The 19,068-nt window shown below is 60.1% G+C and carries 18 protein-coding genes; 6 read left to right on the top strand and 12 right to left on the bottom strand.

The window, feature by feature from the left end; translation table 11 throughout:
- Positions 1-347 precede the first annotated feature (347 nt).
- From ACWKV4_RS13930 to ACWKV4_RS13920, 3 genes are all read left to right on the top strand, one after another.
- Positions 348-1,406 carry a PA0069 family radical SAM protein gene (locus ACWKV4_RS13930; RefSeq protein ID WP_483832675.1) on the top strand — a complete coding sequence of 353 codons (1,059 nt, stop codon included), beginning with the start codon at positions 348-350 and terminating at the stop codon, positions 1,404-1,406.
- 271 nt (positions 1,407-1,677) lie between these two features.
- Positions 1,678-2,397, top strand: a complete 720-nt coding sequence (locus ACWKV4_RS13925; protein ID WP_483832674.1) for a carbonic anhydrase — start codon at positions 1,678-1,680, stop codon at positions 2,395-2,397.
- A gap of 245 nt (positions 2,398-2,642) precedes the next feature.
- Positions 2,643-4,136 carry a SulP family inorganic anion transporter gene (locus tag ACWKV4_RS13920; protein ID WP_483832798.1) on the top strand — a complete coding sequence of 498 codons (1,494 nt, stop codon included), beginning with the start codon at positions 2,643-2,645 and terminating at the stop codon, positions 4,134-4,136.
- A 2-nt stretch (positions 4,137-4,138) separates the two neighbouring features.
- Here ACWKV4_RS13920 and ACWKV4_RS13915 read toward each other — a convergent pair whose 3' ends face one another.
- Positions 4,139-4,783, bottom strand: coding sequence for a hypothetical protein (locus tag ACWKV4_RS13915; protein WP_483832673.1), 645 nt, complete (start codon positions 4,781-4,783; stop codon positions 4,139-4,141).
- A gap of 217 nt (positions 4,784-5,000) precedes the next feature.
- Here ACWKV4_RS13915 and ACWKV4_RS13910 point away from each other — a divergent pair, with 217 nt between their 5' ends.
- Positions 5,001-5,633 (top strand): SCO family protein, encoded by a 633-nt coding sequence (locus tag ACWKV4_RS13910; RefSeq protein ID WP_483832672.1) that lies wholly within the window; start codon positions 5,001-5,003, stop codon positions 5,631-5,633.
- 20 nt (positions 5,634-5,653) lie between these two features.
- Here the strand turns inward: ACWKV4_RS13910 and ACWKV4_RS13905 are convergent, their stop codons facing one another.
- From ACWKV4_RS13905 to ACWKV4_RS13870, 8 genes are all read right to left on the bottom strand, one after another.
- On the bottom strand, positions 5,654-6,427 hold the full coding sequence (locus tag ACWKV4_RS13905; protein ID WP_483832671.1) for a MetQ/NlpA family ABC transporter substrate-binding protein: 774 nt from the start codon (positions 6,425-6,427) through the stop codon (positions 5,654-5,656).
- Positions 6,428-6,469: 42 nt separating this feature from the next.
- A complete protein-coding gene (locus ACWKV4_RS13900; RefSeq protein WP_483832670.1) occupies positions 6,470-7,132 on the bottom strand; it encodes a methionine ABC transporter permease in 663 nt (220 codons plus the stop codon).
- Positions 7,132-8,139, bottom strand: coding sequence for a methionine ABC transporter ATP-binding protein (locus tag ACWKV4_RS13895; RefSeq protein ID WP_483832669.1), 1,008 nt, complete (start codon positions 8,137-8,139; stop codon positions 7,132-7,134). The genes ACWKV4_RS13900 and ACWKV4_RS13895 overlap by 1 nt, the downstream gene beginning before the upstream one ends.
- A 109-nt stretch (positions 8,140-8,248) precedes the next feature.
- Positions 8,249-9,889 carry a Na+/H+ antiporter gene (locus tag ACWKV4_RS13890; protein ID WP_483832668.1) on the bottom strand — a complete coding sequence of 547 codons (1,641 nt, stop codon included), beginning with the start codon at positions 9,887-9,889 and terminating at the stop codon, positions 8,249-8,251.
- A 141-nt stretch (positions 9,890-10,030) separates the two neighbouring features.
- Positions 10,031-10,735, bottom strand: a complete 705-nt coding sequence (locus ACWKV4_RS13885; RefSeq protein ID WP_483832667.1) for a PA5502 family lipoprotein — start codon at positions 10,733-10,735, stop codon at positions 10,031-10,033.
- Positions 10,736-10,818: 83 nt separating this feature from the next.
- Positions 10,819-11,604: a zinc ABC transporter permease subunit ZnuB gene (gene znuB / locus ACWKV4_RS13880; protein ID WP_483832666.1), complete on the bottom strand. Its 786-nt coding sequence runs from the start codon at positions 11,602-11,604 to the stop codon at positions 10,819-10,821.
- Positions 11,597-12,370: a zinc ABC transporter ATP-binding protein ZnuC gene (znuC, locus tag ACWKV4_RS13875; RefSeq protein WP_483832665.1), complete on the bottom strand. Its 774-nt coding sequence runs from the start codon at positions 12,368-12,370 to the stop codon at positions 11,597-11,599. Before znuC ends, znuB begins: the two co-directional genes overlap by 8 nt.
- Complete coding sequence (locus ACWKV4_RS13870; RefSeq protein ID WP_483832664.1) at positions 12,370-12,852, bottom strand: Fur family transcriptional regulator; 483 nt, start codon at positions 12,850-12,852, stop codon at positions 12,370-12,372. The genes znuC and ACWKV4_RS13870 overlap by 1 nt, the downstream gene beginning before the upstream one ends.
- A 56-nt stretch (positions 12,853-12,908) precedes the next feature.
- Between ACWKV4_RS13870 and ACWKV4_RS13865 the strand changes: the two genes are divergently transcribed.
- A complete protein-coding gene (locus ACWKV4_RS13865; protein WP_483832663.1) occupies positions 12,909-13,838 on the top strand; it encodes a zinc ABC transporter substrate-binding protein in 930 nt (309 codons plus the stop codon).
- An 8-nt stretch (positions 13,839-13,846) separates the two neighbouring features.
- Here ACWKV4_RS13865 and ACWKV4_RS13860 read toward each other — a convergent pair whose 3' ends face one another.
- Both ACWKV4_RS13860 and ACWKV4_RS13855 read right to left on the bottom strand, forming a co-directional pair.
- Positions 13,847-14,797, bottom strand: coding sequence for a homoserine kinase (locus ACWKV4_RS13860; protein WP_483832662.1), 951 nt, complete (start codon positions 14,795-14,797; stop codon positions 13,847-13,849).
- 61 nt (positions 14,798-14,858) lie between these two features.
- The gene (locus ACWKV4_RS13855; protein ID WP_483832661.1) at positions 14,859-15,146 is read right to left on the bottom strand and encodes a DUF2782 domain-containing protein; all 288 of its coding nucleotides are present in this window, start codon (positions 15,144-15,146) and stop codon (positions 14,859-14,861) included.
- Positions 15,147-15,220: 74 nt separating this feature from the next.
- Here ACWKV4_RS13855 and polA point away from each other — a divergent pair, with 74 nt between their 5' ends.
- Positions 15,221-17,983, top strand: coding sequence for a DNA polymerase I (gene polA, locus ACWKV4_RS13850; RefSeq protein ID WP_483832660.1), 2,763 nt, complete (start codon positions 15,221-15,223; stop codon positions 17,981-17,983).
- A 285-nt stretch (positions 17,984-18,268) separates the two neighbouring features.
- Here polA and yihA read toward each other — a convergent pair whose 3' ends face one another.
- Positions 18,269-18,919 carry a ribosome biogenesis GTP-binding protein YihA/YsxC gene (gene yihA, locus ACWKV4_RS13845; RefSeq protein ID WP_483832659.1) on the bottom strand — a complete coding sequence of 217 codons (651 nt, stop codon included), beginning with the start codon at positions 18,917-18,919 and terminating at the stop codon, positions 18,269-18,271.
- Between the last annotated feature and the right edge of the window lie 149 nt (positions 18,920-19,068).

The following is a 19,068-nucleotide window of genomic DNA, read 5'->3' as shown; positions in this document are numbered from 1 at the left end:
GCCCGCCATCCCTGGCGGACGCCCAACTACGCCGCACCTGCACTCGGCCGATCCGAGGCGCAGGCTGCGGTGCCTGCGAGCCTTGTGTACTGGGACGGCTTCGCCGTCCAACGCGCATAGCGCTAGTTAAGCAGTATGATTTTAGCTCTTTAAAATCAAATGGTTATTTTTTGTTTGATGAGAGCCCAGCGACAGCTGGCAAACAAGGCGTCATTGGTTGCCATGTCGTATGTTCGCGAGCTTGCGCTCATTCCTACAGGCCATAGGCGGCCCGATATGCTGCAACGGATTGCAATTGATATCTGGCTCTCTATACTGGTTGCACATACAGTATCGAGGTTTCGTGTATGCAACCAAAAGCCCCTGAGCGCGGGCGAGGTACCGTCAGCAATCCGCACAACCGGTTCCACGGTCGGCACTCAACGGTAGAGGACGACGGCTGGTATCGGGACGTACTTCCCAGTGTGCATACCGAGGTGCGGATAGAAGCCGCCAAAAGCATCATCACTCGCAATACGTCCCCAGACATCCCCTTCGACCGCTCCATCAACCCCTATCGGGGCTGCGAGCACGGCTGTATCTATTGCTTCGCACGCCCAACTCACGCGTACTGGGACATGTCCCCAGGGTTGGATTTCGAAACCCGCCTGATCGCCAAAACCAACGCTGCGCAGCGCTTGGCCGAAACCCTCGACAAGCCCGGTTACCAGTGCGCGCCTATTGCCTTGGGGGCCAATACCGACCCTTACCAGCCTATCGAGCAACAGTACCGCATCACTCGAGCGTTGCTGGCCGTACTGCTGCGCTATCGTCACCCGGTGACTATTACTACCAAGGGTGCCATGGTGCTGCGCGATCTGGACGTGCTTCAGGCCCTAGCCAAGGAGCGCTTGGTACGGGTAATGATCAGCCTCACCACCTTGGATAACGAACTCAAGCGTACCCTGGAGCCCAGAGCCGCGGCACCTAATGCACGATTGAGGGCTGTGAAAGTATTGGCCGAAGCAGGGGTGCCTGTGGGGATTATTTGCGCGCCAATAATTCCGATGATCAACGACCATGAATTAGAAACAATGATCCAATCGGCCAGCGAAGCCGGTGCCACTAGTGCGCACTACGTGCTACTACGCTTACCACTGGAAGTGGCTCCATTATTCGAAGAGTGGTTAAACGTCCATTATCCACAACGGGCAGCCCATGTACTGAGCCTGATCCGTCAGAGCCGGGGCGGTGAATTGTATAACGCCAACTTTGGTGAGCGCATGAAAGGCGAAGGGGTTTTCGCTCAGCTTATTGCCCGTCGCTTCGCTGCCGCGGTCAAGCGCGCGGGCCTTGGCGACCGTGAGCGAAGCGCCCTGGACTGTTCCAGGTTCTGCCCGCCGGGGCGGCAGTTGTCATTGCTGTAATGGAACGATAGTCACAGATACTATTTAGTCAGCCTGTTTGAAATATAAACCAAGAAATCATACTGCCATTAATGGCCAGCAACTAATGGCAGTTAGCCGCTTGTCAGCCTTCTGGGTTAAGGGTCAGCGTTCAGCTTTAATTAAGGGGCGCCCTCTACGTTAAGAATTGTCTTATCTGGTCACAGTTTCCCTAACGCAAGACTTAAAGCTTTCGGTGTAGGATTTTTCGCCTAACCACGTGGGACTTCCCCTACCGTTAAGAGGATCGAATATGAATTCAAAGGACCAACCCCTAGCGGACACTACCCCTGAACCGGGCAGCACCGAGGAGTCGCTCAAGTACATCGTCGATGGCTTCCGGCATTTCAACCAGGAGGTATTCCCTCAGCAGAAAGAGCTGTTCAAGAAGCTGGCGACCGCCCAGCGCCCACGGGCGATGTTCATTACCTGTGCCGACTCCCGGATCGTGCCGGAGCTGATCACCAACAGCTCACCAGGTGACCTGTTTGTAACCCGCAACGTAGGCAACGTGGTGCCACCTTATGGCCAAATGAACGGCGGTGTGTCCACGGCCTTGGAATATGCGGTCATGGCCTTGGGCGTGCAGCACGTGATCATCTGTGGCCATTCGGACTGCGGCGCCATGCGCGCGGTGCTCAACCCTGACACCCTGGAAAACATGCCTACGGTCAAAGCCTGGCTACGCCACGCGGAAGTGGCAAAAACCGTGGTACATCAAAACTGCAACTGCGCCACCGAAGGCGAAACCATGGCGGTACTCACGGAAGAAAACGTGATCGCCCAGCTTCAGCACCTGCGTACCCACCCCTCCGTGGCCGCGCGTTTGGCCAACGGTCAATTGTGTATCCATGGTTGGGTCTACAACATCGAGACCAGTGAAATCAAAGCGTACGACGCCGAGCGTGACTGCTTCCTACCGCTCGATGGCCCGCAGCCTACGCCCAGCGCAACCCCAAGGGGCCGCTTCTAAGCCGCGTGGGTCCAAACGTTACAAGGCCTCTATAGGCTACGCCTTCGTGTAGTCAGGCCGTTTCCGTTTTCAATAAAAACAATCATAAACGGGCTCATATGTACCTCTGAACAACGGGTAGTCTCTGGCTGCGCGTCAATAAGGTACAGGATGCCTGTTGCAACGGTGCGGCCGCGGCCTGTTCACTTTCAGGAGGAAGCGACGTGAATATTTCGCAGATCAAAGCGGCTTTGCCCCGTGAGTTGATGGCTTCGGTCGTTGTGTTTCTGGTTGCGCTGCCGTTGTGCATGGGCATCGCTATCGCGTCGGGCGTACCCCCTGCCAAGGGTCTGGTAACGGGCATCATTGGCGGCTTGGTGGTGGGCTTCCTTGCGGGTTCCCCGCTGCAAGTCAGCGGGCCGGCGGCAGGCTTGGCGGTCTTGGTATTCGAACTGGTGCGCCAGCATGGCTTGGCCATGTTAGGCCCCATTTTGCTGTTAGCCGGCTTGCTACAGTTCGTAGCCGGGCGCTTCAAGCTGGGGTGCTGGTTTCGGGTAACCGCCCCTGCGGTGGTCTATGGCATGTTGGCCGGTATTGGCGTGCTGATTGTGCTGTCGCAAATCCATGTAATGCTTGACCAGTCTCCCCAACCTTCAGGGGTCAGTAATCTGTTGGAGTTTCCCGGCGCCGTAGGTGAGGCCCTGCCGGCGCTCGGTGGCGGTTTAGGCTGGCAGGCCGGGCTTCTCGGGTTATTGACCATTGGCATTATGTGGGCCTGGGAGAAACTGCGCCCTGCCCGCTTGCGCTTCATTCCGGGCGCGCTGCTTGGCGTAACGGTTGCTACCACCCTCAGCTTGCTACTGCCGTTGCAGGTCAAGCGGGTGCAGGTGCCAGCCAACCTTACAGACGCCATTGACCTGCTCAAGCCAGCAGACCTTATGGCCTTGGCCGACCCGACCCTGCTGATCGCCGCCGTTGCTTTGGCTTTTATTGCGAGCGCGGAAACCTTGCTGTCTGCCGCCGCGGTTGACCGTATGCATAACGGCGTACGTTCGGATTTCGACCGGGAACTGTCTGCTCAAGGCGTAGGCAATATGCTGTGCGGCTTGCTAGGCGCGCTGCCCATGACGGGGGTAATCGTACGCAGCTCGGCCAACGTACAGGCCGGTGCTCAAACCCGCGCCTCGGCTATCTTCCATGGGGTATGGCTGCTCGGGTTCGTGGTGTTGCTCTCCAGTGTGCTGCAGAGCATTCCGGTCGCCAGCCTTGCTGGTGTACTGGTGTACACAGGTATCAAGCTGGTGGACTTCAAAGCCTTCCGCGGCCTGGGGCGCTATGGACGCATGCCGATGTTCACCTACGCGGCCACGGCGCTGGCGATCATCTTTACCGACCTGCTGACCGGCGTGCTGCTAGGCTTTGCCCTGACCCTGCTCAAGCTAGCCTTCAAGGCCGCGCGGTTGAAAATCGCCTTGGTGTCAACAGGTGAAAAACAGGTGGAGCTGCGCCTGACAGGCGCCGCAACGTTCCTCAAGGTGCCAGCCCTTACCAAGGCACTGGGAAGCATCGCACCTGGCACTGAGGTGCATGTGCCGCTCAATGGATTGAGTTATATCGATCATGCGTGCCTTGAACTGTTGGAAGATTGGGGCCGCGCCAACCAGGCCAGTGGCTCGCGGTTGATCATTGAAAGCCACGGCCTCAAGCGCCGTACCGAAGGCCGCTTACGGACTAGCAGCGGCCTGGGAGCCAGTTCTTAACGCTAGGTCATGCTAATGCCGATACCCAGCTGCCGGGACATACAAGGCCAACGCTTCCACAGCGCGCCTGTCTCGGGGCTGGTAAGGCGATCTTTGTAGGTTTGCACGGTTTCCTGCTCAAAGGCTTCATCGTCCAGCAATTGGTCGATGGAATGATGCACCACCTCGTCCAATTCATTAGCGAAGGTTTCGCCGATCAGGTTATGGGCGATCAGGTTAGCCATGGTGGTGTCTTGGGGGATCAGCGGCTGGGCGAAGTGGCGGATGTATAAGTCATTCACCTCTTCCACCAGCCGGTGCGCCAGGTAGGCTTCATCCAGCAAGCAATCCAGCCCCTCATGGCCCTCCATGATCTTGGGCGGGTGAATAAAATACTCCAGGGCGATATTCAAGACGGGTTGAATCTGCTGAGCAATACCCGCCTCGCGCGCAACTTCAGCAGCGGCGTCTATTACGTCAGGCACTTGCCTAATGTAGGCATCAACGAACCGATGCAGGCTGCCTTGGGGGTCGCCTTCGCCGTCGGGTAACGTGATGGAGCGGTGCAGGTTGGCAAGCCGTCCAGCCAAGGCGGCAGCCAGCTGCCCGCTTTGGGTTTCATGCAGATGAGCACGGTCGATCAGCTCGCGTAGTGCGGCGGTATTCATGTTGACTCCAGCTAATCCAGTCACGCAAAGCCCCTACGCTAGCTGCCGCTGCGTAAAGGGCCGGATGAAAACCTCATAACGAGAGTTGGCTTATCGCCTGAGGTTATGCCAAGAGGCCATTATGCGGCTTCTTTCAGGGTAGCTCAGTGGAGAGCGGGCTGCTTGCGCCAAGCGGGATCTGCTTTTACTTTGTGAAGCCGTGATTCGAGTGAGCCTGATGACCCGTACCTTCAAACTTGCCGCTGCCTTGGTGACTGTCGCTGCCCTAGGGGTGGGCTGGATGCTGCCGAGGCTATTAAAGCAAAGCGACTTGGCCCAACAGCCGGAACTGCTCGAAGCGGGGATCGTATTCCTACAGCAAGGCAGGCCAATGCCTGCACTGAGCCTAACCAACCAAGACGGCCAAGCCTTAGCCATGGATACACTCAAGGGGCGGTGGAGCCTGCTGTTCTTTGGCTATACCTTTTGCCCTGATATTTGCCCAACGACCCTGGCGCAGTTACGGGAAATTCAGCGTCAGCTGCCGACAGCCGCTGCTCAGCGGTTACAGGTGTATTTCGTAAGCGTGGACCCACACCGGGACACGCCCGCGCAATTGAAGGACTATCTAAGCTATTTCAACAAAAGCTTTATCGGCCTTACAGCCCCCGAGGCGGTGTTATTACAGCTGTCCACCGCCATAGGCGTGCCCTACTTGCCACCGGATACCAGTAAGCCCAACTATACCGTTCAACACAGTGGCAACCTGGCGATCGTGGGCCCTGAGGGGCAACTGCGCGGGTTTATCCGCGCGCCTTTTAATACCACTACGCTGTTGAAGCAGTTGCCAACGGTGTTGAATAGCCCGTAAGGCTTAAGCTATGCAAGAGCCTAGAAAGCGGGCAATACCGCGCCTTTGTACTTCTCCAGAATGAACTGCTTCAGTTCTGGGCTATGCAAGGCTGCAGCCAGTTTCTGCATGGCAGGGGCGTCTTTATTATCAGGGCGGGCCACCAGAATGTTGACGTAGGGCGAGTCGTTACCCTCGATCACCAGCGCGTCCTTGGACGGGTCCAGCTTAGCGTCCAGCGCATAGTTGGTATTGATCACCGCCAGGTCTACCTGGGTGAGTACACGAGGCAAGGTAGCAGCTTCCAACGCACGGATTTTCAGGTCTTTCGGGTTTTCCACGATGTCTTTAGGCGTGGCCAGAATGTCCCGAGGGTTCTGAAGCTTGATCAGCCCAGCGGCTTGCAGCAGCAGCAAGGCGCGGCCACCGTTGGTGGCATCGTTGGGAATCACCACATTGGCGCCGCCAGGTAGCTCGGCGAGCGTCTTGTACTTGTTGGAGTAGGCGGCCAGAGGCTCCAAGTGAACGCCGGTAACCGCGACCAGGTCCGTGCCTTTGCCGTTGTTGAACTCATTCAGGTACGGTTGGTGCTGGAAGAAGTTCGCGTCCAGGCGCTTCTCGGCCACCTGTACGTTGGGCTGCACGTAATCAGTGAACACTTTCACTTGCAGGTCTACGCCTTCGGCAGCCAAGGCCGGTTTGACGAATTCCAGGATCTCTGCGTGAGGCACCGCGGAGGCGGCCACGGTCAGGGTATCGTTGGCCTGGGCGGTCAGTGCGAATACGGCAGCAAAGGCCACCAACAGTTGTTTCATGGACAAGCTCCTATGGGCCGCGGATAGAGGCGGCCCTACTACTTATTTACGGGAAAAATGTACAACCAGGCGGTCGCCGACGCTTTGCAATATCTGCACCAGCACCAACAGCAATACCACGGTGACGACCATCACGTTGGTTTGGAACCGCTGGTAGCCAAAGCGGATCGCCAGGTCACCCAGGCCGCCAGCCCCGACCAGGCCTGCCATCGCGGTATAGGACACCAAGGTAATCGCGGTGACGGTGATGGCCGCGAAAATACCTGGCCTCGCCTCAGGCAATAAGGCATTGAGGATGATCTGCCGAGTGGTGGCGCCCATAGCCTGGGTTGCCTCGATGATGCCCCGGTCCACTTCACGCAGGGCGGTTTCAACCAGGCGCGCAAAGAACGGCGTGGCCCCCACCACCAGCGGTGGAATGGCGCCGGCGATGCCCAAGGACGTACCGGTCAGCAGTATCGTCAGGGGGATCATTACGATCAGCAGAATGATGAACGGCAGTGAGCGCAACACGTTTACCAGGAACGACAGCAAGGCATACAGGCCCCGTTGCTCGAACAACTGGCGTGGCCCGCACAAGAACAGCAGCACCCCCAAGGGCAGCCCGAGCAACACAGTGAACAATAGCGAACCGCCCAGCATCACCAAAGTATCCAGGGTGGCGAGCCAGATTTCACTCCAGTCGATAGTGGCGAAAAATTCCATCAGCGCAGAATCTCCATATGAACGTCGGCTGCGGTGAAGCGCGCGAACGCAGCGTCCAGGTCGCCACCGGTGATGGCCAGGGTCAGTTGCCCATAGGGGGCATCCTTGATGCGGTCGATACGACCCGCCAGGATGCTGTAATCCACGCCGGTTTCGCGGGCCACGGTCCCTAGCAGAGGCGCGTAGGTGGCTTCGCCCTGGAAGGTCAGGCGCACGATACGGCCTGGCACATGGGCAAAATCGTCATGCTGTTCGTGTTCGTCCACCTGTTCGTCTTCTTGCACGAACCGCTTGGTGGTCGGGTGTGTGGGGTGCAGAAACACTTGGGCTACAGGCCCCTGCTCGACGATACGCCCGGCGTCCATGACCGCCACTTGGTCGCAGACCCGGCGGATCACGTCCATTTCATGAGTGATCAGCACGATGGTGAGGTTTAGCTCGCGGTTGATCTCCGCCAGCAGGCGCAGCACCGATGCGGTGGTCTGAGGGTCCAGGGCACTGGTGGCCTCGTCACACAACAGGATTTTGGGCTGGGTAGCCAGGGCGCGGGCAATGCCGACCCGCTGCTTCTGCCCGCCAGACAACTGCGCCGGGTATTTGCGCGCATGCTCGCTCAGGCCTACCCGTGCCAGCAGCTCGGCAACGCGGTTATCGATATCGCGCGAGGAGCGTTCACCGGCCAGGCGCAGCGGCATGGCCACATTGTCAGCCACGGTTTTAGACGCCAGCAGGTTGAAGTGCTGGAAGATCATACCGACCTGCTGTCGTAGCCTACGAAGACGATCCGGGCCGTAGGCGGTCACGTTCTCTCCGTCGATGTGGATCGTGCCGCCGCTGGGCTGCTCCAGGCGGTTGATCAAGCGCAACAGGGTGCTTTTGCCTGCCCCAGAATGGCCGATCAGGCCGAATACCTGGCCGGCCGGAATCACCAGCCGGGTAGGGTGCAAGGCAGGGATTTCCTTGCCTGCCACCCGGTAGGTCTTGTGGACGTTGTCAAATTCGATCACGGGTCACCTGCGTGCCACGCACCCCAAGGTGCGCATGAAGGGCGAATGGCCAAAACCGCGTATTTTAGCCTGAGCGCGGCCTTGACTTCAGCATTTGTTTGGCCATGGCTTACTCGCGCCCTGCTTGGGCTTCTCTCAGGTCAAGCTCGGCAAGCACTTCCCGCAGCACATCGTCTCCCACGTGTCGGCGCCTGTGCATGGCATACAGCTCCAGCCGCTGGGCCTTGAGCGCCATCACCCGCAGGCGTCGCTCCCAGGCATCGGCCTGCTGGGCCAAGGCTTGGGCTTCTGCCGAGTCCTCGAATACGTCGAGCAAGTGGCGGTATTCATTCATCACGCGGGCCTTGGCTTCGGTAGCCAAGGCTGCCTGAGCGGCGTCATTGTCGGTGCCCTGGTCTTCTGGCTGCATCGTTTCCAAGGCTTTGATGGCCGCGTGGGCGGTGGATTTCCAGGTGTCGCGCAACGCTTGGCGATGGCGGTCATCCTCGGGTTGCACCAGGCCTCTCAGCAACAGGGGTAATGCCACGCAGGCGGCGATCAACGACATCAGGATCACCCCCGCAGCGATAAACAGCATCACGTCTCGCTGGGGAAACGCCTGGTCTGGGGCCAGCATCAGCGGTACCGACATCACACCGGCCAAGGTGACCGCGCCCCGTACACCGCCGATCGATAGCAGCCAGGCGGCGCGCGGGGTAGGCATCTGAGCAATGGCATGCTCCCCGCGCCACTCCCGAATTCGCGCCAGCGCCCGCCACGAGCCCTGCACCCAGGCAAAGCGCAGCAATACCAACACCACGAAGATGGCTACCACTTCGAAAATCCGCAGAGGCAGCACTTCCCACAGCCCTGCTTCCCCCGCGACGGCCCGAACGATGCCGGGCAACTGCAAGCCCAGCAGCAAGAAGATCAGCCCGTTGAAGGCAAACTCCAACAGCCCCCAGACACTGCGGTTGAGCAGCCGGGTGCTGGTTTGACGTGGCAACAGGTCGACCCAGCTTTGCATCATGCCTGCCGCTACCGCGCCGAGAATCCCGGAAACGCCAATGCATTCAGCCAGCACATAGGTGGCGAATGGCAGCAGTAACATCAGCACTACATGGGTGGCCGGGTCATCCCAACCGCGGGCGATCATCCAGCTGCGGCCACGGCCCACCAACCAACTGGCGGCGACCCCAAGGGCTAGCCCGCCAACGGCTACCAGCAGGAATGACAGGCTGGCCTCGGTGAGCGAGAAATACCCCGTCAGGGCAGCGGCGAGGGCGAATTTGAACGTGACCAGGCCGGAGGCGTCGTTCATCAACGCCTCCCCTTGTAGGATGTGCATCAGAGGAGCGGGCAGGCGATCTCGAGCAATGGCCGATACCGCTACCGCATCGGTAGGCGATAACACCGCTGCCAGGGCGAAGGCCGCGGGAAGCGCAATGGCGGGGATCAGCCAGTGGATAAAGTACCCAGCCCCGACCACGGTAAACAGTACCAGGCCCACCGCCAGGGTAAGGATAGGCGTACGCAGCCGCCACAACTCCCGTTTGGGCATGCGCCAGCCATCGGAAAACAACAGCGGCGGCAGGAACAGGAAAAGGAACAGCTCCGGATCCAGCGTTACATGAAAGCCAAGGCTGGGCCACGCCAATAAGGCGCCCGCAAAGATCTGCACCAACGGCAGTGGCAAGGGAATCAGGCGGGAGGCGAGCTTTGAAGCGCTGACCAGCATCAGCAGAATAAGAACGGTATAAGCGGTTTGCATGGCAGGCAAGGGTTTGCGGAATGAGGTGCCAGGGTACCCCAAGCGAGCGGCCTGCCCTAACGCGGCAAGGTCGCACCCTTGCCAGGCACCCCTTCAACGCCCGGCCCGGCCCAATGGGCCAGGTTGCCCGAGCCTTTCAGATCAAGGCTTGGCTGGACTGAGGATAATGATCGCTGGCTGCCGCTGCTCGATACGGTGGCTGAGTTTCCACTGCAAGTCAGGGGCACGACGCTTGACGCGGCTGCGCAACAGGGCTTCGAGCCAGGGGATATCTGCCTGTCGCGGTGCCTGAACCACAACGTCGCAGTGGTAATTGATGATATCGGTGGTGATGTCGTCCAGCTGGGCCCACAACTGATGTTGATTCTGGGTCGCCAGCACCACCGGCGTGCTGTTGGCGGTAGGGTCGATCACGCGCGCGATGGGCTTGGCCTCGGCGGCCCGCAGCGCGGCTTCGGCTTTTTCCAGCTCGGCCTTGCGCGCCTGGGCAATAGCACCATTCACGCCGCCGGTCAGGGCTGGCGCCTGGGGCATCAGGGCACGCGCCCGCGCCAAGGCTGTAGCGGCCGCGTTTACATCGCCCTTGAGCAATACCACTTGGCTGCGCTTAAGGTAAGCCTCGGCCAACTGGCGCTGAAGGTTTTCAAGTTGCGGGTCGGCCGGGGTGCGCGACTGCAGGGCCGCCAACTGATCCTCGGCGGTGGCCAACTCGTTGCTGTCGATGCTTTGCTGGAGCAGTTCCAAGGCGCTGGGCGGCGGCGGTGCCGCTACCGGCGTGCTCTGGCAGCCATTCAGCACAAGGGCAAAGGCTAGGCTCAGCAGACAACGAGACGTAAAAGGCTTCATTGCGCCACTCTCTTTATGGGCAAAATCGAGCAAGTTTACACGCCCAAAGGGCGCCGAAAAAAGCCCCACGGGGCAGGCGGCGTTTAGGCGCGGCGCGGTAGAACGTAACTGAACAGGAACAATGCCCCGGCACACACCACAATGGACGGGCCTGCGGGCGTATCCTTGAACCAGGACAAGGCCAGGCCCGCACACACAGCCACTACCCCCAACAGGCTGGCCCCCAGCGCCATCTGCTCAGGCGAACGGGCGTGTCGCTGGGCCGCCGCAGCCGGAATGATCAATAACGAGGTGATCAACAGCACGCCAACGATCTTCATGGCTACGGCAATCACAATGGCGATCAGCAGCATAAGCGCCATGCGCAACGAAGCGACAGGCAGCCCCTCCACCCGGGCCAGCTCTTCATGAACGGTGATGGCGATCAACGGCCGCCAAAGCACGCCGAGCAGCACTAACACCAAGGCGCTGCCGCCAAGAATCCAGGCCAGGTCTGGCGCGCTGACCGCCAGCAAATCACCGAACAGGTAGCCCATCAGATCGATGCGCACATCGCGCATAAAGCTCAAGGCTACCAGCCCTAATGACAGGGTAGTCGGGGCCAGGATGCCCAACAGGGTGTCGGACGCCAAGGGTTGGCGTTGCTGCAGCGTTACCAGAATCACCGCCAAGGCCAGGCAGCCTGCCGTCACGGCCAGGGCCGGGCTGATTTGCAGTGCCAAGCCCAGCGCCACGCCTAATAATGCGGCGTGGGACAGGGTATCGCCAAAATAGGCCATGCGCCGCCACACCACGAAGGAACCTAGCGGGCCAGCGACCACGGCCAGGGCCAGGCCTGCCGCCAGTGCATACAAGAGAAAATCATCCATGCTTGCAATGCGCCCCGTGCTGATGACCCTGGCCTTTGACCACTTCGCCATGGAGGGTGTGCGCGTGATCGTGGTGATGGTGATACACCGCCAGGCTGGGAGCGTGTTCGCCGAACAGCTCGATAAAGGCCGGGTCCTCGCTGACCTGTTCGGGATGGCCGGAACAGCACACATGGCGGTTCAAACACACCACTTGGTCCGTGGTGCTCATCACCAGGCGCAGGTCGTGGGAGACCATCAGCACGCCACAGCCATGGCGATCCCTAAGGCGTGTGATCAAGCCGTACAGCTCGGCCTGCCCGGCCACGTCCACCCCTTGCACGGGTTCGTCCAATACCAGCAGTTGCGGCTCACGCAGCAATGCCCGGGCCAGCAATACGCGCTGCATTTCCCCACCGGAAATGCTCTGCACCGGTTTGTCGACCACCTGGGTGGCGCCTACTTCGGCCAATGCCGCTTCGGCGCGAGCGCGGTTGACCCCAGGCAGCAAGCGTAAGAAGCGCAACACGGAAAGGGGCAGGGTTTGTTCTACCTGAAGCTTTTGCGGCATATAGCCAATGCGCAAGCGAGGCTGGCGCCATACCGAACCGCTGGTCGGTTGCAGCAGGCCAAGCACCGCGCGAACGAGTGTGGTTTTGCCTGCGCCATTGGGGCCGATCAAGGTTACGATTTCACTTGGACGGACTTGCAGGTCTATGCGCTCCAACATGGCCTGGCCGCTGAACTCGACCGTGACCTGTTCGAGCGTGATCAACGCATCGCTCATCAGGCCGCCTTGCAGCGGGCGCACAGCCCGACGACTTCTACGGTTTGAGTTTCGACCTCAAACCCTACACTGACGGCGCTGTCGTTGATCGCCTGGGTCACGGCGGGGTATTCCAGTTCGACCGCTACATGGCAGGCACGGCAGATCAGGAATTGGCCTTGGTGCGCATGCTCAGGGTGAACACAGCCCATGAACGCATTGAGTGATGCAATGCGATGGACCAAGCCGTTCTCCAGCAGAAAATCCAAGGCCCGATAAACGGTAGGCGGTGCTGCCCTGCGGCCATCCTGCTCGCTGAGTACGCCCAGGATGTCATAAGCCCCCAGAGGCTTATGGCTCTGCCACACCAGTTCGAGTACCCGCCGCCGCAGCGCTGTCAGGCGCAGGCCCTTGCGCGCGCAGAGGGTATCGGCCTCGCTCAACGCAGAGTGCACGCAGTGGGCATGATCATGGGGCCGATTGGCCAGGGGCATGGTGGACATAAGCAGGACGCATCTGAGGGGAGACGTTATTATGTTACCCCTTTCTGCGGTTTGAGGTGCCCATCGTGTTTCGGCTTTTTTTATGGAGTGTGTGTTGCACCCTGGGCCTTGTGTTCAGCCCCCTGGCCAGCGCCGAGTTGAAAGTGCTCACCAGTATCAAGCCGCTGCAGTTGATCGCGGCGGCTGTACAAGATGGCCTGGGGACCCCTGATGTACTGCTGCCACCAGGCGCCTCGCCACATAACTACGCGTTGCGGCCGTCCGAAGTACGCCGCGTGGCTAATGCCGACGTGCTGTATTGGATAGGCCCAGACATGGAAGCCTTTCTGCAGCGCCCCTTGGCATTGCGCAAGGGGCCGAACGTGGTGGTGCAAACCCTGCCGGGGCTGCACTTGCGGCATTTCAGCGAGGATGGCCACGCCCACGGTGAAGCGGCCGACGAGCACGACCATGACCACCGCCCTGGCTCACTGGATGCGCACCTGTGGTTGGAACCGGCCAACGCCAAGATTATCGCCCAGAAGATGGCGGCGGACTTTACCCAGGCCGACCCTGCTAACGCACAGCGTTATAACCAAAACCTTGCAGCCTTCCAGAAGCGCCTGGATCAACTCGATAGCCGTTTGCGCCAGCGCTTGGCCAAGGTAGCGGGCAAGCCGTTTTTCGTGTTCCACGAAGGCTTCGACTATTTCGAGCAGGCTTACGGCTTGCAGCACGCTGGGGTGTTTACCCTGGGAGGCGAGGTACAACCAGGTGCCGCTCATGTGGCGGCCATGCGTGCCCGCTTGAGCGAGGCCGGAAGCAGCTGCGTGTTCAGCGAGCCGCCAGCGCGCCCTCGCCTGGCTGAAACCCTTACCGCCGGCCTGCCAGTGCGATTGGCCGAGTTGGACCCACTGGGCGGCTTTAGTGAAGCCAGCCCAACGGGCTATGAAACCTTGCTGGAGCGGTTGGCGGACGGGCTGGCGGGCTGTTTGGAACAGTTGTAAGGCGCGTTTTATAGCGCGATGGGCAGCACCACCGTGGGTGCAAGGCGCTGCGCCAAACGCCGCTCGAACTCGGCAGGGTCGTGAATCAATACATCTCGGCCGGCGAATGACTGCGCGGCGATCAGCCGCGATAGCCAGAACCGCACGCAGGCGATGCGCAGCAGCACTGGCCAGAGTTGTGCTTCGGCGGGGGTGAAGCGGCGCAAGCGCGCGTAGCCGGCCAGCAGTGCGTTGGCCAGGGGCAGTTGCAGGCGCCCGTCGGCGGCTGAGCACCAGTCGTTGAGGCTGATGGCCACGTCATAGAGCATGGGGCCAGCGCTGGCGTTGTAGAAGTCGATCACACCCGTCAGGTGGCTGCCTTCAAATAAAGCGTTGTCGCGAAACAGGTCGCCGTGCAGGTTGGCCATGGGCAGCGCCAGGATGGCTTCGCGGTGCTCGCGGATTTCCGCCAACACACTATTGAGCAAGGCTGCGGCCTGGGGCGCCATGCCCTGAGCCAGCCGCTCGCCTTCTCGAAGCATCCAGGTCATGCCCCGGTCCGTGCGCCGGTGCAGAATACACTCTTGGGTGGCCAGGTGCAGGTTGGCCAGAAACGCCCCCACTTCGCCGCACTGATGGGCGTTAGGCGTGCCGATGTGCTTACCCGCAAGCCTAGGTTGCAGCAAGGCGGGCTTGCCGGCCAGTTCACGCAGCCCTACTCCATCACGCCCCGCAAGGGCGAAGGGCACGGGCAGTTGCGCCTGGTGAAGCACTTCGAGCAGTTCGACGAAAAACGGCAAGTCTTGGGTTGGCCCCCGCTCTACCAGCGTTAATACGTACTCGCCCTGCTCCAGGCTTACGAAGAAGTTGCTGTTCTCGGTGCCTGCGGCAATGCCCTGAAAATCGATCAGCCGCCCCAGGTCGTAGATTTCGAGGAAGGTTTCGAGTTGCGGACGCGACAGCGGGGTAAACACGGACATGATCGATCAGGCCTGAAGCGGCCCCCATTGGTGGGGCAGGGTTGAAATTAGGCTGGTGAGTCTACCACTTGAAGATTTCCCATTGGGGAATGAGCATGTCGGGCTGGTCGGAACGAATGAAGTTGGGGCTGGTGCCGTCGGCGCGTACGAGAAAGTATGGCTTGCCATGCTTGGGCGTCACTTTTACCGCATAGAGGAAGCCATTTTGCCGGTATTCCTGGATCGTCTTGTCGCCGTCCTGGCGGATGGTTACGTCTGGGTCGGCCGAGGGTGCGTCATCGGCGGCCAGGGCAGCGAAGGGCGCGGCCAGTAAGATCCCGGTCAGCACCAAGCGTTTGAGCGAGCACATGATAACCTTGTCCTTTTGTGGTCCATTGAACCGACAGTTTAACGTCGGCCCCGCCCAAAAGGTTGATTTCGCTCATGAGCCAAGCGCCCCTCGTCCTCGTGGACGGTTCTTCTTACCTGTACCGTGCCTTCCATGCCCTCCCCCCGTTGACTACGTCCAAGGGCCTACCCACAGGCGCGGTCAAGGGCGTGCTGAATATGTTGCGCAGCTTGCGTCGGCAGTACCCCGAAAGCCCCTTTGCCGTGGTGTTCGACGCCAAGGGTGGCACCTTTCGCGATGAGCTGTTCGCCGAATATAAAGCCAATCGGCCGAAGATGCCTGATGACCTGCGGGTCCAGGTAGAGCCGCTGCATGCGGCGGTATTGGCCAGCGGCTATCCACTGTTGTGTGTCGATGGGGTGGAGGCCGATGACGTAATCGGTACCCTGGCACGGATAAGCGCCGAGCTAGGCCGCCCCGTGGTGATCTCCACGGGCGACAAAGACATGGCCCAATTGGTGAACGAGCACATCACCTTGGTTAACACCATGACTGGTAGCGTGCTGGACATTCCTGGTGTACGAGAAAAATTCGGCGTGGGGCCGGAGCACATCATTGATTACCTGGCCCTGATGGGAGACAAGGTCGACAACATCCCAGGCGTGCCAGGCGTGGGTGAAAAAACCGCCCAAGGCCTGCTGCAGGGGATTGGCGGCGGCCTTGCCGAGCTTTACGAAAACCTCGACAAGGTTCCCGCGTTGCCTATCCGTGGGGCCAAGTCACTGCCAGCCAAACTGGAAGAACACCGGCAGATGGCATTTCTTTCGTATGAGCTGGCAACCATCAAGACCGATGTGGTGTTGGACGTAGAGGTCGACAAGCTGGTATGCGGCGAGCCGGACCGGGAAATGCTGATGGCCCTGTACTCCGAGCTAGAGTTCAAAAGCTGGCTGGAAGACATGAAGCGCGAATCCCCTGCCGCAGGCGCGCCTTTGGTCGAAGCCGAGGTTGCGCCGACGGCGGAGCCAGCGTATGAAATCGTGCTGGAGCCTGAACAGTTCGAGCGCTGGCTGGAAAAGCTGAGTCAGGCCGAGCTGTTCTCCTTCGATACCGAAACCACAGGGTTGGACGCTCAGGTCGCTGAGCTGGTGGGCCTCTCGTTCGCGGTACAGGCCCACGAAGCAGCCTATATCCCGCTGACCCACTCCTACATGGGAGTACCGCGGCAGCTAGACCGGGACACCGTGCTCCTGGCCTTGAAGCCATTGTTGGAAGACCCAGAGAAGCTCAAGGTCGCGCAACACGCCAAATACGACATCAACATTCTGGCCAATTGCGCCATCGGTGGGAACTTGGGCAACGGCATTACCGTGCGCGGGGTCGCCTTTGACACCATGCTCGAATCCTATGTGCTTGACTCCACCGCTACGCGGCATGACATGGACAGCCTGGCGGCGAAGTACCTGGGCCACCAGACCATCCTGTTCACGGATGTAGCCGGCAAAGGCGCCAAGCAGGTGACCTTTGACCAGGTGCCCCTGGAGCAGGCCGGGCCTTATGCCGCTGAAGACGCAGACGTAACCCTGCGGCTCCACCAGGCCCTGATGCCTCGCCTCAATGCAGTACCCAGCGTAGAGCAGGTGCTGCATGACATCGAAATGCCCCTGGTGCCCGTGCTGGCACGAATGGAGCGCAATGGCGCCCTGGTGGATGCCAACCTGCTGGGGGTCCAAAGCGGAGAGTTGGGCGAGAAGCTGCTGGTGCTCGAACAAGAGGCCTATACCATTGCCGGCGAGACCTTCAATTTGGGCTCCCCCAAGCAGCTTGGGGTCATCCTCTATGAAAAACTGGGCCTGCCGGTCCTGAGCAAAACCGCCAAGGGGCAAGCGTCCACCGCCGAGGCGGTGCTGGCGGAGCTGGCCGAACAAGAATACCCGTTGCCGAAGGTGTTAATGCAGTACCGCTCCTTGAGCAAGCTTAAAAGCACCTACACCGATAAGCTTCCTGAGCAGATCAACCCGCGTACCGGGCGGATTCACACGTCTTACCAACAGGCGGTAGCGGCTACCGGGCGGCTGTCCTCCAGCGACCCGAACCTGCAGAACATCCCTATCCGCACCGCCGAGGGCCGGCGCATTCGCCAGGCTTTCATACCCGCGCCTGGCTACAAGCTGGTGGCGGCGGACTACTCGCAGATCGAATTGCGCATCATGGCTCACCTGGCCCGGGACGAAGGGCTGTTGCATGCCTTCCAGAACGACCTGGACGTGCACCGTGCCACTGCCGCCGAAGTATTCGGCGTCGAGCTGGCGGCGGTAAGCAACGATCAGCGCCGAAGCGCCAAAGCGATTAACTTCGGCCTGATCTACGGCATGAGCGCGTTCGGCCTGGCCAAGCAGATTGGCGTGGACCGCAAGCAAGCCCAGGACTACATCGACCGCTATTTCACCCGCTACCCCGGGGTATTGGGCTATATGGAGCGCACCCGCGCCCAGGCGGCGGAAAAAGGCTTTGTGGAAACCCTCTTCGGGCGGCGCCTGTACGTGCCGGATATCAACGCCAAGAACCCCTCCTTGCGCCGTGGCGCCGAGCGCACCGCGATCAACGCCCCCATGCAGGGCACTGCCGCGGACATCGTCAAGCTCGCCATGGTCGCGGTGGATAACTGGCTTACCCACAGCGGCTTGGATGCGCGGATGATCCTTCAGGTACACGACGAATTGGTGTTAGAAGTGCGGGAGGATGTGGTAGACCAGGTGCGCGAGCAGATTCAGCCCCATATGGCCGGTGCCGCCCAACTGGACGTGCCGCTGTTGGTGGAGGTAGGGGTTGGCAATAATTGGGATGAGGCGCATTGATCCTATCCGCGGTATGAGCTGTTCGCTGGCTGGCGCCAGCGCCTACAAAAATTCAGGTTATGAAACCTGGCCGCGATTGGGATTTATTTGCATCGGCCAGGAACTAAGTTCGTGAATTGGCGCTCAGAGGCTCTGAATGGCTGCGAAGCCCTTCAATGCTCCTATGTTGTGTTAAGTGTTGGCAGATATCCGGCCCGTGCGAGCGGCCCGGAACTTAGACCCTGAACTTCTCCCTCCCCATTTGAAGTTTGGGGTTTTTTTTGCCTTGGCAAAATCACCCACGGTTTAGGCTTCAGCGCTGGGGGCTTCGGCTTCTTCGGGCATCAAATCAAGCCAGTTGGCCAATACTTGATAGGCGTCGTCCAGCCCACTGCGCTTGGGCGCGGAGAACAACTGCAAGGTGACTCCGGTGCCCCAGCCCTTGCGGATTTCGGTCTGTACCTTGAGCAGGGTGTTCTTGGCCGCGCCGTAGGTCAGCTTGTCCATCTTGGTTAGCAAGATATGCATGGGCATGCCGCTGGCCACCGACCAGTCCAGCATCATCTTGTCGAAGTCCGTCATTGGGTGGCGTACATCCATCAGCAGGATGATGCCTTTGAGGCTTTCGCGGCTCCCCAGGTAGGCTTCCAAGTGGCGCTGCCAGTGTTGCTTGAGGGGAATCGGCACCTTGGCGTAGCCGTAACCTGGCAGGTCGACCAGGCGGCGGCTGTCGTCGAGCTGGAAGAAGTTAAGCAACTGGGTGCGGCCTGGGGTTTTCGAGGTGCGCGCCAGGCTGGCGTGGGTCAGCGTATTAAGGGCGCTGGACTTACCGGCATTGGAGCGCCCGGCGAAGGCAACCTCGAAGCCATGGTCCTCAGGGCATTGGTCTACCTTGGCGGCGCTGAGCATAAACGAAGCTTGCTGGCAGAGGCCCAGCACGGGATTTTTGAACGACATAAGAATCCTGGAGGCGCGGGCGCCGTGGCACGATGCGCGGCAGTATATCGCCTTGGCTTGGCCGCTGTCGTTGCCGTAAGGCGGTGGCTGATTTACATCCACGCACGTATTGTTACTTGCCATGCCCAACGTGGCACTGTATTGAAGGC

The organism is Pseudomonas artemisiae (assembly GCF_057128685.1).
This window is presented reverse-complemented; position numbering and strand designations above follow the sequence as displayed.

Excerpts from the sequence above, each read along its gene's own strand:
- ACWKV4_RS13930 (WP_483832675.1), top strand. The coding sequence starts at position 348 with ATGCAACCAAAAGCCCCTGAGCGCGGGCGAGGTACCGTCAGCAATCCG.
- ACWKV4_RS13925 (WP_483832674.1), top strand. The coding sequence starts at position 1,678 with ATGAATTCAAAGGACCAACCCCTAGCGGACACTACCCCTGAACCGGGC.
- ACWKV4_RS13920 (WP_483832798.1), top strand. The coding sequence starts at position 2,643 with ATGGCTTCGGTCGTTGTGTTTCTGGTTGCGCTGCCGTTGTGCATGGGC.
- ACWKV4_RS13915 (WP_483832673.1), bottom strand. The coding sequence starts at position 4,783 with ATGAATACCGCCGCACTACGCGAGCTGATCGACCGTGCTCATCTGCAT.
- ACWKV4_RS13910 (WP_483832672.1), top strand. The coding sequence starts at position 5,001 with ATGACCCGTACCTTCAAACTTGCCGCTGCCTTGGTGACTGTCGCTGCC.
- ACWKV4_RS13905 (WP_483832671.1), bottom strand. The coding sequence starts at position 6,427 with ATGAAACAACTGTTGGTGGCCTTTGCTGCCGTATTCGCACTGACCGCC.
- ACWKV4_RS13900 (WP_483832670.1), bottom strand. The coding sequence starts at position 7,132 with ATGGAATTTTTCGCCACTATCGACTGGAGTGAAATCTGGCTCGCCACC.
- ACWKV4_RS13890 (WP_483832668.1), bottom strand. The coding sequence starts at position 9,889 with ATGCAAACCGCTTATACCGTTCTTATTCTGCTGATGCTGGTCAGCGCT.
- ACWKV4_RS13885 (WP_483832667.1), bottom strand. The coding sequence starts at position 10,735 with ATGAAGCCTTTTACGTCTCGTTGTCTGCTGAGCCTAGCCTTTGCCCTT.
- znuB (WP_483832666.1), bottom strand. The coding sequence starts at position 11,604 with ATGGATGATTTTCTCTTGTATGCACTGGCGGCAGGCCTGGCCCTGGCC.
- znuC (WP_483832665.1), bottom strand. The coding sequence starts at position 12,370 with ATGAGCGATGCGTTGATCACGCTCGAACAGGTCACGGTCGAGTTCAGC.
- ACWKV4_RS13870 (WP_483832664.1), bottom strand. The coding sequence starts at position 12,852 with ATGTCCACCATGCCCCTGGCCAATCGGCCCCATGATCATGCCCACTGC.
- ACWKV4_RS13860 (WP_483832662.1), bottom strand. The coding sequence starts at position 14,797 with ATGTCCGTGTTTACCCCGCTGTCGCGTCCGCAACTCGAAACCTTCCTC.
- ACWKV4_RS13855 (WP_483832661.1), bottom strand. The coding sequence starts at position 15,146 with ATGTGCTCGCTCAAACGCTTGGTGCTGACCGGGATCTTACTGGCCGCG.
- polA (WP_483832660.1), top strand. The coding sequence starts at position 15,221 with ATGAGCCAAGCGCCCCTCGTCCTCGTGGACGGTTCTTCTTACCTGTAC.
- yihA (WP_483832659.1), bottom strand. The coding sequence starts at position 18,919 with ATGTCGTTCAAAAATCCCGTGCTGGGCCTCTGCCAGCAAGCTTCGTTT.